Source organism: Pseudanabaena sp. PCC 6802 (assembly GCF_000332175.1).
Classification (GTDB): Bacteria; Cyanobacteriota; Cyanobacteriia; order Pseudanabaenales; family Pseudanabaenaceae; genus PCC-6802.
The window spans coordinates 3,615,483-3,630,175 of sequence record NZ_KB235914.1; the positions used below are offsets into that span (position 1 = coordinate 3,615,483).

The following is a 14,693-nucleotide window of genomic DNA, read 5'->3' on the forward strand; positions in this document are numbered from 1 at the left end:
TTACTTCCTAAATGGCTTCTCAAACGCGCAGATGTTTAAGCAATCCACAATTGGCTGAATAGCTTTTTCAACCTTTGCTTTAGCTAAATGTTTTGCTACTAAGCCTGCATATTCACAGTCAGGTTCTATAGCTTCTAATAGAATTAACAAGCTAGATTTTGAGTTAAGTTGCAGCAGCACTAGAGAGGAGAGAACTTTGACTTCCAAATCATCTGAGGCTTGCAAAAGCTTCTCTAAGTGCGGAATTGACAGCGAACCAAACCTGCTTAAGCGTTCGGCAACTAGGAAGCGATTTGGGCTTTCTAGCAAAGCATTTACAGCCTGCGATACTAAAGAATTGACGATCTCGGTAGCTTCATTCAAAGCTGGAATCTGTTTTTCAACGTAGTTAGTACCCAGATTATCAACAACTGACTTAAGAACCCATTTGGGAAGTCAAGAAAAGCTTCTTTTAGTCACATTGCTACCATGTAAGAAGTCAGCATTTCAGTACCATACATCCCCTGAAGCAGCAAAAAATACTAAGTATTTATACTTTCTTAAATGAGTTCTAAGGTTGAATTCACTCATTATCGAATCCTCGCAACTAAGAACGTGCCTTTGAGCGTAATACCACCAGGAATAGTAAAAATACTGCTTGGTAGAGGGCATTGTAGCAAGTATGGCTTAACATATTTACTGAACTTGTAAACAGCGACCATGACAAACCCAGCCGCTACCAATTTTTCTCCCGAAGAAATCAAGTCAGAAGGCTTGACCTTAGATGAATACGCCATGATTTGCGATCGCCTCGGTCGCGAGCCAAATAAAGCCGAACTAGGCATGTTTGGCGTGATGTGGTCGGAACACTGCTGCTACAAAAATTCCCGACCTCTGCTCAAGCAGTTTCCCACCCAGGGCGATCGCATTTTAGTAGGACCGGGTGAGAATGCAGGTGTGGTCAAAATTAGCGATGACATTGCCATTTGCTTCAAGATTGAGAGTCACAATCGCCCCTCAGCGGTGGAGCCATTTCAGGGGGCAGCGACTGGCGTAGGCGGGATTTTGCGCGATATCTTCACGATGGGAGCGCGACCTATTGCCTCGCTGAATTCGCTGCGGTTTGGCGATCTGTCCGATCCTTGGGTACGCAGTCGCGTCAATGGCGTGGTGGCGGGAATTGCTGGATATGGTAACTGCGTGGGCGTACCGACTATTGGTGGTGAAGTATATTTTGATGCCGCTTACAATCGCAATCCATTAGTTAATGCAATGGCGATCGGGATTTTGGAAACTCCCACCATTGTGAAATCGGGTGCATCGGGGGTGGGCAACCCTGTTCTGTATGTCGGTTCTACCACTGGACGCGATGGCATGAAAGGAGCCAGCTTTGCCAGTGCAGAGCTAACTGATGAATCGCAGAAAGACCGTCCCGCCGTGCAGGTGGGCGATCCGTTTCTAGAGAAGTCCCTGATTGAAGCCTGCTTAGAGGCGTTTAAAACTGGTGCGGTGGTCGCGGCGCAGGATATGGGTGCCGCCGGATTAACTTGTTCCACTTCCGAAATGGCAGCGAAGGGAGGTGTGGGAATTCAACTAGATCTCGATAAAGTTCCAGCAAGGGAAACGGGGATGACACCCTATGAATACCTGTTGTCTGAATCCCAGGAACGCATGTTATTTGTGGCTCAGCAAGGGAGAGAGCAGGAGTTAATCGATATTTTCCATCGCTGGGGCTTACATGCTGTAGTTGCGGGTGAAGTTCTGGAGGAGCCGATCGTGCGGATTCTCTGGCACGGCATCGTAGCGGCAGAGATTCCCGCCACTGCCCTCGCAGATAACACTCCCATCTACTACCGTCAATTCCACAATACGCCGGAATATGCCCTCAAAGCTTGGGCATGGCATGAGTCGGCGATCGCTTCAAAATTAACCACTTCACCCGATCGGGTTCTATTGCAATTATTGGATAGTCCCGCGATCGCTTCTAAAGCATGGATCTACCGTCAGTACGACCAACAAGTGCAGAATAATACGGTGATGTTGCCTGGAAGTGGAGATGCTGCGGTGATTCGCTTGAGAGATCAGGACTTTGGAATTGGCGATATCCAATTATCGCCTCTAAATCAGGCGACAATTGGTGTTGCTGCTACGGTAGATTGTAATGCGCGTTACGTCTACCTCGATCCCTACGAGGGCGCTAAGTTAGCGGTTGCCGAAGCATCCCGCAATCTTTCCTGCGTGGGCGCAGAGCCTCTAGCGGTAACTGATAATCTCAACTTCGGCAGTCCGGAGCACAGCACTGGTTATTGGCAACTGGCGGAAGCCTGTCGCGGTATCGCCGAAGCCTGTCGCGAGTTGCACACCCCTGTCACTGGCGGCAATGTCTCTCTCTATAATGAAACCATCGATCCTGATGGAAACGCCCAGCCTATCTATCCCACGCCCGTGATTGGCACGATCGGACTTGTGAGCGATATCACTAAAATTTGCGGACAAGCATGGCAAGTGGTTGGCGATACTATTTATCTGCTGGGCAGCGATCGCACGAGTCTAGCCGCTTCCGAGTATCTTGCCGTCATTTTAGGACAGGTAACGGGTAGACCTGTAAGCGTGGATTTTGACATTGAGCGGCGAGTGCAGGCAGTTTGTCGTTATGGCATCGCTCAAGGTTGGATCGCATCCGCCCATGATTGTGCCGAGGGTGGTATAGCAGTGGCGATCGCGGAATCGTGCATCACAAGTAACTTGACCGCGCACGTGAGTCTGGATGCTATCCCTGGTTTGCATCCCCACAATATTCTATTTGGTGAAGGTCCCAGTCGGATTGTCGTATCTGCGAGCGCCGAACATCGCAATCGCTGGGAAGAATATTTACAGGCGCAGTTAGCCGATTTATGGCAAGCGATCGGTCATGTCACTGAAGGTGATACCAACCTGGTAATCGCGATCGCGGGATCGGAGGCTAGCGTGAACTTAAGCCTGAACCAACTCAAAGATGCGCATACTCAGGCTATCCCTAGACGAATGCAATCAAATTAGAAAAATTCACTTTGCATCCAACCTAATACCGCGAATCGAATAATCTAATAATTCCATAGGATGCATGACCGGGACTGCCTGCGATTGTAATTGCAGATGTTTGCGAATCTGAATCGTGCATCCCACATTTGCGGATGCGATCGCACTCGCTTTTGTATTTACCAGATTTTGCACCTTCATCTGCCCCAACTCATCGGCAACTTCAGGTTGCAGAATATTGTAAACTCCGGCGCTACCACAACAAAGCGCCGCATCCATTGGTTCGCGCAGTTGGATGCCTGGAATTTGTCTTAACAGACGACGCGGTTCCAGGCTGATTTTTTGTCCGTGCAACATGTGACAAGCATCTTGATAGACCACTGCCAAAGGCTCATCTTGCAAAGGTGAGAGTTTAGCTGTTAAGCCCACCGCATCCAGGAATTCCTGCACGTCCTTAACTTTACTGGCAAATCGCTTCGCCGCTTCTGCATATTCGGGATCGTCTTGCAGAATATGCCCGTACTCCTTCAGCGTGTGACCGCAGCCGGAGGCATTGATAATTATGGCATCGACGTTGGTATCGGCGAAGGTATCGATCGTCTGGCGAGCCAACTCCTGGGTTTGCGCATCTTGACCCTGGTGGTGCGTCAAAGCCGCACAGCATCCCTGTGTTGGCGGAATTACCACCTCGCAACCGTTCGCAGTTAAAACTCTGACCGTAGCATCATTGACGTGGGGTAAAAACACTCGTTGCACGCAACCTAAAATCATGCCGACGCGATAGCGCCGATCGCCTTGGGCTGGAATTACCTGTGGCAGGCTATCTTGGAATGCCTGGGGCGAAATAGCGGGTAAAACCGATTCCATTGCCGCTAATTGTCTGGGCAGGAGGCGATCGAGCAAACCCGTGGAGCGTACGAGTTTTTGCAATCCCAGTTTTTGGTAGATTGCCAGAGGCGCGAGTAAAGCCCGCAAACGCTTGGGATAGGGGAAGATCGCGAAAATTAGCTGGCGTAATAGCCTCTCGGTGAGGCTGCGTTGATGCTGGCGCTCTACTTGCGGACGGGTGGCAGCAATTAATTTGTCGTACTGTACTCCCGAAGGACAGGTGGTCACGCAGGCGAGACAGCCCAAGCAGGAGTCAAAATGCTGGGCGGAGGCATCAGAAAGTGGTATTTTCCCTTCATTAATGGCATCCATCAGGTAGATGCGTCCCCTGGGCGAGTCGGTCTCTTTCCCAATTACCCGATAGCTAGGGCAGGTAGACAAACAAAATCCGCAATGCACGCAAGCATCTATGAGTTTTGGATCTGGAGGATTGCGTTCGTCAAAGCCAGATATGAGTTGTGTCGTTGGAGGTGACTCAGAAGTCTGCATATGATTGCGGGTTAGGGCGCGGGTGTAGGGGTAGGAGTTGGTAGATTTTCGGTGAATAATTTCTTTTGGGCATCGCGGCTCTCATAGACGCAATCAACTAAGGCTTTTTTATCCAGATCGCCTGTAAAGCCGAACGTGTTCATGCGGTCTTTGCACAGGCGGATGTCTTTTTCACCGATCGCTCCCCTGCGTAATAGCTCGTTCCAGTTATTTGGCAACACCACGCAACCCGGAATCGGTTCTGCCTGACTGACATAGACGTTAAAGGGATTGAGCGTGACGTAGACGCGGCTATTCATCACCATAGCGGCGGAACCGAAGTTATTGCAAAAGTCGCGGTTGGGGGCGACAATGTCCAGCCGGATAGCATCAACCGTCTGCGTGGTTGGGTTCAGCGTAGACAGCGCCACGCCCACAGCAATCCCGATCGCAAAAATTGCCCCCGCGATCGCGAGTTTAATACTGGAGCTACCACCAAATCCACTGGAAGTAGTGTTTGTAGTTGTTGCATATCTGCGGCGGGCCATAGGTTTACGTTCGATTTGATTCTACGCTCTATTAGTTATAGCAAGTTTTAGCCTGTAGCTGACTGCTAACCGCCGATCTGCTCTAATTTACCGACTAAACTCGAACATCCGACTCAGTGACTGTAGGGTCACGCACCAAACAAAATAGGGGAGAGCCAGCATCCGCCGCCAGCGCCAGGGTTCTTGATACAGACGATACACCCACTCCAGATGGTTGTCGCGCAACCACTTAGGAGCGCGAGTTTTAGTCCCCGACCAAACATCAAAGCTGCCACCAACCCCAATCCAGGTGGCATGGGGACAGAGCGATCGCTGTGACTGAATCCAAAATTCCTGGCGCGGTACTCCTAGCCCCACCAGGATTAGATCGGGCTGGATAGTTTGTAATTGCGACAGGATAATTTCCTCCTCCGCTCGATCGAAGTAGCCATTATGCACGCCAGCGATCGCCAGATCGGGAAACTGCGCCTGCCACTGTGCGGCTACACTTTGAGCGATTCCCTCACCTCCGCCAATTAAAAAGATCCGCCAGCCCTGTCGCGCCGCCGAACGAATCAAGGATTCCGCCAACTCAATACCAGGACAGCGATCGACTTTTTTACCCTGCGATCGCGCGTACAAAACCACACCCGCACCGTCGGGTACGACCACCTCTGCGTTACGCACCAGTGCGGCTAATTGGGGATTTTTTTGTGCCTGGATCGCCATTTCGGCATTGAGCGTGACCACATGCGTACCCTGGTTTTGGGCCAGGCGCTGCTCTAGCCAATCGCGATAGTTATCATGCAAGTGTACGTGTAAGTCTAAAATGGAAAACTTCTCTACCGATTGCATCACAGCATCCTCAACGAACGACTAGATCGTAGCAGACAACGAGCAATTTCTGTCGCCGCCAAGGAGTGCAATTTCCCTGCTCTCAAAACTATTGATTATAGAACTTGTTTGGGTTCTAGAGGGTCTTTAATGCATCCATCACCTCTTGCGCGGATTGATATCGTTCGCTAGACGATGGCCCGATCGTCTTGTCTAAAATTGCTGCTAGCTCCGCTTGAACTTCGACAGTATCTCGCCACATAAATTCTCCATTCTTTATAGTTCTAAATCTAAGCCGTTTCGCTTGTCACCCAGCGATCCCTAGGACGGGCAAGAAGCGGGGTGAGCCGATGAATCGTCTCAGAATCTTTGTATTTTTCCAGGACAGCATCTGCATCCTCAATGCTTCGCCACTTGCCGAGCGCGATAATGTGCCCAGGTGTATCCCGATCGATGAAAATTTGATGTGAGATATAACCCTCATAGTTCCGCATATCTGACCACACTTGACGCGTAAGGCGGAGTCCTTCTACTTCCATATCAGGTTTCAGCCAAGTATCCCAAATGACTGTAATCACTTAATTTATCCTCCTTGATTTTCTAAATTGACTCCTTTGGATTTGTTTCGGTCTGCCCTCACCCTGTCGTTTTTGGGGGCATGTGAAGGCCGATCGTATTTCCCTCGGTATCGACAACCAAAGCCATAAATCCGTATTGGCCGATTGAGATTTTAGGGGTGTGGATTTGCCCACCTGCCGTAACGACACGTTCCAACTCAACAGCGGCCTCGTCGCAATGGAAGTAGGGTATTGTGCCAATTCCGCCAGACTTAACTCCGTCCATCTTGACCAATGCACCAGAAGCACCGACCGATTCCATCGTCATCGGAAATGCCCACATTTCGATCTCAGAACTTTCAGGACTTTCAAGTTTCTCCAGTTTCACCTCAAATACAGACTCGTAAAACTGTTTTGCACGATCCATGTCCTGGACGTAAATTTCACACCAAATAATGGGATTGAGTTTCATAATTCATCTCCTGTTTAATTTTGCAGTTATAGTATCTGTTTGCGACCAAACACTTACTCTACTTAATAGTCGAATTAAAGTTTGGGCAATCGACAGAGCGAACTACTTTGGGATCGATTTTATAGAAGTAGTAGGCTCGATCGCGCTGCCTGGGGCAACTTGATTAGTTGATATAAATATTGGCAAAGCGAACGTTAGCAAAGCGATCGCTACTAAACTCAGTGTAAAGGAACGCTCGAAATGAGAATCCAGTAAGTAATCCTTTTTAGCTTTTTGAGATGATATAAACATAAGAGTATCTCCTGAACTCGATCTTGTCAGTACAGTATCGACCGACATCTAAATACGGAAATATGCGCAGTTAGTTTTTAGGGGTAAATCTATTACTGTCGCGGCTCTGGGAATAGACCCGCGAGTTCCATGAGGGGTCGGATTTCTACCGTGCCTTTTAGCACAGTTGGAATGCGCTCGGCGATCGCGATCGCTTCATCGAGATCTTTGGCATCGATGAGAAAGTAGCCGCCGAGTTGTTCGTAGGTTTCTGCAAATGGGCCATCGGTTACTAGCCGCTTGCCGTTACGTACTCGCACGCTGGTTGCTGTTGCAATAGAATGTAATGGCGATGCTCCTAGATACTGACCCTTTGCTTGCAGTTGATGTGTAAGCTGGATCGACTCAGCATAACATTGCTCCCGCTCGCTCTCAGTCCATGCGTTTTCGTCATTATAAATAAGCAACATGTATTTCATAGTTTCTATCCTCCAGTGAGTCATAGCGATAAGCGAACCGATCCGATCGGGGTGTGGAGACATCGCTCCTATACATGGATATGCCTCCATCACCTTGCCGCCAGACAATCTTGTAATGCTATAAAATGACAACCACGAGCTATTGCTTTCGCCAGTAATGCGATGTCATAAATTGATGCCAGTTGCCGTCCTCTCCCAGAATTTGTGATGTCAAGATCCGGCGATCGTCGCTGACAAACTCGATAATGTCCTGGTATTTGGACAGCGAGTTCTGCTTGCAGGTAGGCCCTTCGGTGTTGAGCGTTAACACCTTTCCCGTAGCATCCAGCGAGCCGTCGTAAATCCAGAGATGGGACATCATGGAGCAGACAAACGTTCCCACATAGCGATCGCTCTGCGGATCGAAGCCCAACGTTATAATGCTCTTTCCCGTACTGCCATCCGGCATCTCGCTCTCGCCTTCAGCTACAATCCAAAGTCCGCCAAGCGATCGCACGACCTCAGTCCCTTTAGACTTTGATGGCGGTTGACCTGGCTCCATAATGCATTCGGCCTCAAAGATCCACTCACCGATGAGTTTGTTTAACCATTGTTGTTCTTTTTGAAGTGTTGCTTGCATTGGTTTTCTCCTGAATTAATATAGCTATAGCCAATAGTCTTGGGACGGGGTTCCACCCCTGCATGGGGGCTGCGCCCCCACACCTCCTGTAATAACCGAATCTATCTACGGCTATAAAAATAGAGTCGATCGGTGTGGATTTGGTGTCAGCCCTCAGGCAACTGCATCGATTGTTTTACCAAGGCAGTTTTCCTCATCCACCGGACGAATTTCAAAGGAGCCATAACGAACGCCTGGATGCCTTGACATGAGCTGGATCGCGTGGTTGAGATCTCTGGCTTCAAGGATCAGGAATCCACCAAGCTGTTCTTTCGTCTCAGCGTAGGGGCCATCCGTAACTGCGACATTTCCATGCCGATATTGCAGTGTCGCCGCATTGCGAACGCTTTGTAGCGCTTCTCCGCCAATAAAGTGTCTGCCCCTGCGCAGCTCGTCGTCGTAGGCTAAACACTCCGTAATAATCGCACTGCGATCGCTTTCGGGCATTTCATCCCACTTTGACTCTTCCATATATCCCAGACAGATGAATTTCATTGCGTCCTCCCAAATTAGGTTCGATTAGATCTGAGGGTTACTTTCACCTAGTAGTCGTTCGGTGTCTCCGCAAATCGACATCGGCTCGAAAAAAATTTGCTGCCGTCAAGATCCATTGGTAGGGGGAGGTTTTGCCCGATCGCTGCGGGTGAAAATCAAAAACTTCTTGCCAAACCTGCCCTTACATATAGCCCATCAACAGAAAATTTACAGGTAGAAATTTTTAACCTAATTCTTGAAGCCTTCTTTCTAAAAAACGACGCTCTGGTTCTTGCCGTACGAGGGCAAGGGCTTTTTGATACGATGCTTTGGCATCAGCGGTTCTTCCCAGCCGTCGGCATAGATCGGCGCGAGCCGCGTGCGCCAGGTGATAGTCGATCAAGTTGCCCCGAGCCAGAATGCCATCAATCAGTTTTAAACCCGCCAGCGGGCCATCTCGCATTGCCACTGCCACCGCCCGATTTAAGTCAACAATAGGTGAGGGCTGTACGAACAAGAGAACATCGTATAAGCCCACGATCTGCGACCAATCCGTTTTAGCAGCACTGGAAGCTTCGGCATGCACGGCAGCGATCGCCGCCTGCAGCGAGTAGGCACCAAATTGTCCTGACGATATCGCCCGCTGTACCAGCGCCCTGCCTTCCAGGATTTGCGATCGGTTCCAGAGCGAGCGATCCTGGTCTTCCAGGAGGATCAGGTCGCCTGTCGGCGAGGTGCGCGACTTACGCCGCGATTCTTGTAGCAGCATCAGTGCCAGCAGTCCCATGACCTCTGCATCTGGCAACAACTCCATTAAGAGCTGCCCCAAACGGATCGCTTCATTGGAAAGATCGGCTCGCGTTAGCAGCGCCCCCGACGAAGCAGCGTATCCTTCATTAAATACCAGGTAGATGACCTGGAGCACCGCCTCCAACCGTTCGGGTAATTCGGTTGCGGACGGTACTTGATATGGAATGCGCGCATCGCGGATTTTTGACTTGGCACGCACGATCCGCTGTGCTAGCGTGGGCGGAGCAATCAGAAAAGCACTGGCGATTTCCTCGGTTGTCAACCCGCAGACCTCTCGCAGGGTTAGCGCCACCTGGGCTTCCTGTGACAGGGCAGGATGGCAGCAGGTGAAGATCAGACGCAGGCGATCGTCCTCTACTTCCCCATCATCTGGGGCATAAGCAACCTCTGCGCTTCCATCGATGCGATCGGCAAGTTCTGCCAGCGAGGCATCAAAACGAGTGCGGCGGCGAACGGCATCAATGGCTTTGAAGCGACCGGCAGACACAAGCCAGGATCGGGGATTTGTCGGTACGCCATCCCGCACCCATTGTTTCACCGCTGCAGCAAAGGCTTCGTGCAGTGCCTCTTCTGCCAGGTCGAAGTCCCCTAGCAGTCCGATTAGGGTTGCAAAAACCCGACGCGACTCAGTGCGGTAGAGGCGGTCTACCAATTCACTTACCTGTTCGCTGGCTTTGTTAGCCACCCTCTCATCCATTACTTGCATGTTCACCACCTTATGGGTAGATTTTCATCGATCGCCACTTGGAACGCATCGCTTATGAAGCCTTGCAAAGAACGTTTGGTTACTAAACCGATTGCCAAACTATTGTGCGTGTTACAATCCTAATACACATTTTGTTTTTTGTACTAATATCAAAACAAATCTTTACATAAGCTAGTACACCAAAACAAAAGTTTTGGAGGGGGTGGAGGGGGTGAAACCCCCTTCTGGGGGCTTTGCCCCCATTCCCCCATGTTGCAAAATTTATGATTTGCAACACTAGCTATGGTAGATAGGGGCAGGTTTGGCTAGAAATAGTTGACTTTTACAGACAAGACTCGTAGACCACCAGTCCCTACAACGATCTACAAATTTACCGCCACGGTTTCATCCTGTTTGTTGAATAGCGGCGATCGCTTTGTTCATATACTCATACAAAGCCCTATCCACCGCACTTTGCGTCAAATGCTTCGGATCTTCTTGCTGATACATAGCAAACAGCGATTCCTTAATACCAGCATCGCCACCAGTAAACTCCTCAATCAGTTCAAACCAACGGCGAGCCAATTGTTGCATGGGTTCGCTGGTTGGATCGGTACCCTTCTCCATTTCACGTTGAACCTGCATAATTAGGTTTTGCCAATCAGCTTGACTTTGCCGAATCCGTTCCTCGCCCAACGATTCCTGACGTTGCTTCAGGGTTTCGAGTTGCTCGGGCGTGTAATATTTTTCCAACATACAAATGACCTCAATAGTTTGCATCAACGTTTCGATGGAAACAGATTCCATCGAATTCATCATTTCGGCAATTGCGTCCAAGCGATTGAGAAGCTTGTTAGATAGTTCGATTGGCTTGCAGACTACCCTAATTGATGAACGAGCCTATCGTAGAACCCTCACCTTACGTCAGAGTCAAGGGGTGCTGCAAAAAATCTAACGCCCGCTTGCGATCGCGAGTAATGCGGCTGCCGCCAGCGATGCAATTGTACGAACAGTGTTCCAGAACGTCCAATCGGTCAAATAACTAGCCCAGAAACTTGCGCCTTCAGTGCTTTCTGGTTTAGCGATCGCCAGGGCATCGTTCAAGGGCACGTTGCATACCATCGTTACGCCAAAGCTACCAATAAGATAGAACAAGCTGCCGAGCAGCAGGTAGACAGAAATGGGCTGTTGCCATTGCCACAGCGAGTAAATAGATAGAAAAAGACAAATCACTGCTGTACCGAGGAACGCTGACATAAACCACGGATTAATTACCGTGATATTGATAGATTGCATGGCGGCGATTCCCTCTGCTGGCGGTCTTTGCCCAAGTGCTTTCATCACAAATGTAGAAAAAGCGAAGAAGACTCCTGCAATTAGTCCGCAGCCAAGGACTGTAAGGATTTTTAATACAAAAAGCGTGCGATCGATAGTTAGCATATATTTCAATGTTCCAATATCCAATATTCCAATAGATTGCGATCTCATTCCAAAGGATAAATTCTGCTTCAGTACGATACCCCAGGCGTTTTGTGAAGGTATGAGTTATCCGTCAACTGCTTTAGCATAAAGTCAGCAACATCAGCGCGCGAAATTACGAGTTTCGTTGTCTTGTCAGTGCCTGGGAAACCACGTCGATAAGCGCCAGTGCGATTCCCCTCCACAAAAGCTGACGGACGGACAATCGTCCAGTCCAGTTGACTTTGCTTGACATATTCCTCTTGCTTGACATGATCCGCAAACACTTGACGCAGAAGGAAGCCAAACATAATGTACTTCCAGAAGAAATTCAGATTTCCCCGACTATCTCCAATCCCTAGGGTGGTTTGACAGATAAAACGTCTCGCATTCGATTTTTCCATCGCCTGGATAATATTGCGAGTTCCCTCCGATCTGATCGTCCCTTTTGTCTGCGTACCCGAACCTAGCGAACACAATACTGCGTCTTGACCTCGCACCGCTTTTTCTACCGCTGTGATATTTGTGGCATCGCCCTGAAACAGTTTCAGATTCTCGTGCTGAATGTCTAGCTTTGAGAGGTTTCGCGCGAACGCCGTGACCGTATATCCTTGGTCGAGTGCTTGCTTGACAAGCTCGCGACCAATACTACCTGTTGCTCCAAAAATCAGTAGGTTCATGTTCTCTATTCCCGCTATAGCTTTTAGCAATTCATTACCCTATTAGCGTAGAGAAGTCGTTTACGGTTAGCTATTTGATTCCTGCGGTACTATCACAATCTTGCGGTTAGTTTTTATAGCCATAGACAGATCTGTTAGGACAGGGGGTGTGGGGGCTGCGCCCCCACGCAGGGGTGGGTCCCCTGCACCCCGTCCTAAGCCTGTTGGCTAGGGAGCATCTCAACTTTGCGCTGAGTAATAATGCTTAATATAGATGGGTAGCCAAAAGGGGGAAGAAATCAGAAGATAGGAATACGAGAAACCAACCCCAAGGAGAGCAACCATGACTCCAGAGCAGGAAAAAGAAATGCAAGCGCACGTTCAAGCTATTGCCGCCATCCTTTATCAGAATACACCATCGGAACAACTAACCAGCTTGGAAGGGATCGAAATCGCTGTGCGGCAGCAAATCCTCGAACATGTCAGCCCAGAAATAGGGAGTTTTTTATCCGCACAGTTACGGGCACAGAAGCAGGACGCCGCAGGCGAGTGCAAAGCAGCATCGGACAGCTCCACCTCACGCAAAAGCAAGCGCAGAAGCTCAAAGTAGCCCCCTATAGCCAGGTGAGCCCGTATGTGGAAAGATGTAGCCTGATCTTGAGTGCGAATGTATCCTACGAACAAGCCGCCAAAGACTTAGCCATGTTGATGGGAGTGCAAATATCGCGCAGTACACAACAGCGCCTGGTGCATCGCCATGAATTTAGCCCCCTAGAGGTAGAAGAGTCGGTCGAGGAATTAAGTGTCGATGGAGGCAGAATCAGACTGCGCACGCCACTTGGACAGCCAAGTGAGTGGAAGGACTATAAAGCTGTGAACTTGCATGGACAAGCCATATTTGCCACATTTCAAGATAACATTGCCTTAACAGACTGGGTAAATCGACAGCCTTTAGCAGATATGGTTACCTGTATTGGGGATGGACATGATGGGATTTGGAATATTATTGCCCAGATCTCTATACCTGATAGTCGCTATGAAATCTTGGACTGGTTCCATTTGGTGGAAAACCTGCATAAAATTGAGGCTACAGCTCAACTTTTGACTGGGGTCGAAGCTTTTTTGTGGCGGGGTAATGTGACTGCAGCTATTGCTGAGCTCAATCACTTAGCTAGTCCTCAGAGCATCAATTTTATTGCTTATCTGCACAAGCATCGCCATCGTATTCCTGATTATTGGTATTTCCAAACCGAGCAGATTTGCTCTATTGGTTCTGGCGCAGTGGAATCTGCTGTTAAGCAAATCGCTAGACGCATCAAAATCTCTGGCGCTCAATGGAACCGTGATAATGTGCCACAAGTCCTCAAACACCGTTCTGCTTACCTTAATGGCTCTCTTAACCTTGCCTTGCAAAACTGAGATGCTCCCGTTGGCTATAGCTATAAATAGATTTCCAGTAAATAAAATATCGGTCTACCATTCTCCACCGATCCAGAGCCGCAGTCCCCAAAAGACGCATAGCAAAATCCCCACTAGCCAATCCCAACCCATGAGTTTAAGAGGGTTCCACCTCACCAAATGCTGGTTTGGGGTCGTAAAACCTCGTACTTGCATGGCGCTCGCCGACTGCTCGGCACGGGTAAACAAGTTAGCAATCAGTCTTTCTGCTAGAATCAACCAGATTTGCGTCGTGCGTTTAAGCCCCAATTTTTTCCAGTCGATCGCTCGCGTGCGTACTGCCCTGAAAAGATTTTGCACTTCCTCCAGTACCAACGGGAGAAACCGCAATGCCAATGTCAGCGTCAGCGTAATTTCAACAATTGGTACCCTCAGCCACTTTAAGGGCATAGCAATACTGGTAATCGCAGCGGTAATTTCTTCGGGGGCGGTCACCAGTAGATAGAGCGTAGGGGCATATAAAAAGGTGAAAATCAGCGTGCTGATGCGCGTCCCCAGGTTCAGGGACTGTCGCGTAATTTGAATATTGCCAGCCTTAAACAGGACGTACCTATAAGTGGTTGGGGCATTGGCTGCCTGATTTGGGAAGCTTACCTGGCTGACAACAGGTTCGGGAATGGGGCGGCGGGGTTGATGCGTTACGTTCAGACCGTCGGGTGAAAATATCGCAATTACAAACGTCATGACTGCCAGTAGCATTAATAAACCCATCTGTTGCTTCCACACCCTGGCTGGAATACCGGCGGTGAGGGTAAGGGCAATCAGCGAGATTGCCATTGCCACCCGCCACAACGGGTTTGACAGGGTAGGTGAGAGCAAAAAACTCAAGAGCCAGAATAGCTTGATGCGAGGGTCAAGGCGATGCAACCAGGTAATTGGTTGCTCTAAGTGAAGTCCTATAGTCAGCGATCGCAGTATATCCACGTATCAAAATGTCTTGGTATCAATTCTTCTGTATAGTCAAAGTGGCTAACTTATAGCAGTTAGCGATTCAGATCT

18 protein-coding genes are annotated in these 14,693 nt (G+C 49.2%); 2 read left to right on the forward strand and 16 right to left on the reverse strand.

Going from position 1 to position 14,693, the window contains the following annotated elements; genetic code table 11:
- Positions 1-363, reverse strand: coding sequence for a hypothetical protein (locus PSE6802_RS0122535; RefSeq protein WP_019502297.1), 363 nt, complete (start codon positions 361-363; stop codon positions 1-3).
- A 336-nt stretch (positions 364-699) separates the two neighbouring features.
- Here PSE6802_RS0122535 and purL point away from each other — a divergent pair, with 336 nt between their 5' ends.
- The gene (gene purL / locus PSE6802_RS0122540) at positions 700-3,018 is read left to right on the forward strand and encodes a phosphoribosylformylglycinamidine synthase subunit PurL (protein ID WP_019502298.1); all 2,319 of its coding nucleotides are present in this window, start codon (positions 700-702) and stop codon (positions 3,016-3,018) included.
- A gap of 6 nt (positions 3,019-3,024) precedes the next feature.
- On the opposite strand, the gene glcF is transcribed toward purL, so the two are convergent.
- The 14 genes from glcF to PSE6802_RS0122615 form a co-directional block, all read right to left on the reverse strand.
- Entirely contained in the window at positions 3,025-4,374 is a 1,350-nt protein-coding gene (gene glcF, locus PSE6802_RS0122545; RefSeq protein WP_019502299.1) for a glycolate oxidase subunit GlcF, read from the reverse strand.
- A gap of 11 nt (positions 4,375-4,385) precedes the next feature.
- Positions 4,386-4,901, reverse strand: a complete 516-nt coding sequence (locus PSE6802_RS0122550) for a DUF3172 domain-containing protein (RefSeq protein WP_019502300.1) — start codon at positions 4,899-4,901, stop codon at positions 4,386-4,388.
- An 87-nt stretch (positions 4,902-4,988) separates the two neighbouring features.
- Positions 4,989-5,735, reverse strand: coding sequence for a WecB/TagA/CpsF family glycosyltransferase (locus PSE6802_RS0122555; RefSeq protein WP_019502301.1), 747 nt, complete (start codon positions 5,733-5,735; stop codon positions 4,989-4,991).
- Positions 5,736-5,850: 115 nt separating this feature from the next.
- Positions 5,851-5,976, reverse strand: coding sequence for a hypothetical protein (locus PSE6802_RS35525; RefSeq protein WP_019502302.1), 126 nt, complete (start codon positions 5,974-5,976; stop codon positions 5,851-5,853).
- A gap of 28 nt (positions 5,977-6,004) precedes the next feature.
- Positions 6,005-6,292, reverse strand: coding sequence for an antibiotic biosynthesis monooxygenase family protein (locus PSE6802_RS0122565; RefSeq protein ID WP_019502303.1), 288 nt, complete (start codon positions 6,290-6,292; stop codon positions 6,005-6,007).
- A gap of 58 nt (positions 6,293-6,350) precedes the next feature.
- The gene (locus PSE6802_RS0122570) at positions 6,351-6,743 is read right to left on the reverse strand and encodes a VOC family protein (RefSeq protein ID WP_019502304.1); all 393 of its coding nucleotides are present in this window, start codon (positions 6,741-6,743) and stop codon (positions 6,351-6,353) included.
- A 102-nt stretch (positions 6,744-6,845) separates the two neighbouring features.
- Positions 6,846-7,034, reverse strand: coding sequence for a hypothetical protein (locus PSE6802_RS0122575; RefSeq protein ID WP_019502305.1), 189 nt, complete (start codon positions 7,032-7,034; stop codon positions 6,846-6,848).
- 92 nt (positions 7,035-7,126) lie between these two features.
- Positions 7,127-7,492: a YciI family protein gene (locus tag PSE6802_RS0122580; RefSeq protein WP_019502306.1), complete on the reverse strand. Its 366-nt coding sequence runs from the start codon at positions 7,490-7,492 to the stop codon at positions 7,127-7,129.
- 139 nt (positions 7,493-7,631) lie between these two features.
- Positions 7,632-8,111, reverse strand: coding sequence for a DUF1579 domain-containing protein (locus PSE6802_RS0122585; RefSeq protein ID WP_019502307.1), 480 nt, complete (start codon positions 8,109-8,111; stop codon positions 7,632-7,634).
- Positions 8,112-8,264: 153 nt separating this feature from the next.
- Complete coding sequence (locus PSE6802_RS0122590; RefSeq protein ID WP_036945723.1) at positions 8,265-8,645, reverse strand: YciI family protein; 381 nt, start codon at positions 8,643-8,645, stop codon at positions 8,265-8,267.
- Between the two features lie 223 nt (positions 8,646-8,868).
- Complete coding sequence (locus PSE6802_RS0122595; RefSeq protein ID WP_019502309.1) at positions 8,869-10,140, reverse strand: RNA polymerase sigma factor; 1,272 nt, start codon at positions 10,138-10,140, stop codon at positions 8,869-8,871.
- A gap of 384 nt (positions 10,141-10,524) precedes the next feature.
- On the reverse strand, positions 10,525-10,938 hold the full coding sequence (locus PSE6802_RS0122600; protein ID WP_156815632.1) for a TipAS antibiotic-recognition domain-containing protein: 414 nt from the start codon (positions 10,936-10,938) through the stop codon (positions 10,525-10,527).
- A 132-nt stretch (positions 10,939-11,070) separates the two neighbouring features.
- Positions 11,071-11,559 (reverse strand): anthrone oxygenase family protein, encoded by a 489-nt coding sequence (locus PSE6802_RS0122610; RefSeq protein ID WP_026103486.1) that lies wholly within the window; start codon positions 11,557-11,559, stop codon positions 11,071-11,073.
- A gap of 68 nt (positions 11,560-11,627) precedes the next feature.
- Entirely contained in the window at positions 11,628-12,257 is a 630-nt protein-coding gene (locus PSE6802_RS0122615; RefSeq protein WP_019502313.1) for an NAD(P)-dependent oxidoreductase, read from the reverse strand.
- A 322-nt stretch (positions 12,258-12,579) separates the two neighbouring features.
- Here PSE6802_RS0122615 and PSE6802_RS0122625 point away from each other — a divergent pair.
- Positions 12,580-13,655 (forward strand): ISKra4 family transposase gene (locus PSE6802_RS0122625; protein WP_156815358.1). Its coding sequence is split into 2 segments (ribosomal slippage): positions 12,580-12,735 and positions 12,738-13,655, totalling 1,074 coding nucleotides; the frame shifts between segments, so codons are not numbered across the junction.
- Positions 13,656-13,709: 54 nt separating this feature from the next.
- Here PSE6802_RS0122625 and PSE6802_RS0122630 read toward each other — a convergent pair.
- On the reverse strand, positions 13,710-14,618 hold the full coding sequence (locus PSE6802_RS0122630) for an energy-coupling factor transporter transmembrane component T family protein (RefSeq protein ID WP_026103487.1): 909 nt from the start codon (positions 14,616-14,618) through the stop codon (positions 13,710-13,712).
- Positions 14,619-14,693 lie beyond the last annotated feature (75 nt).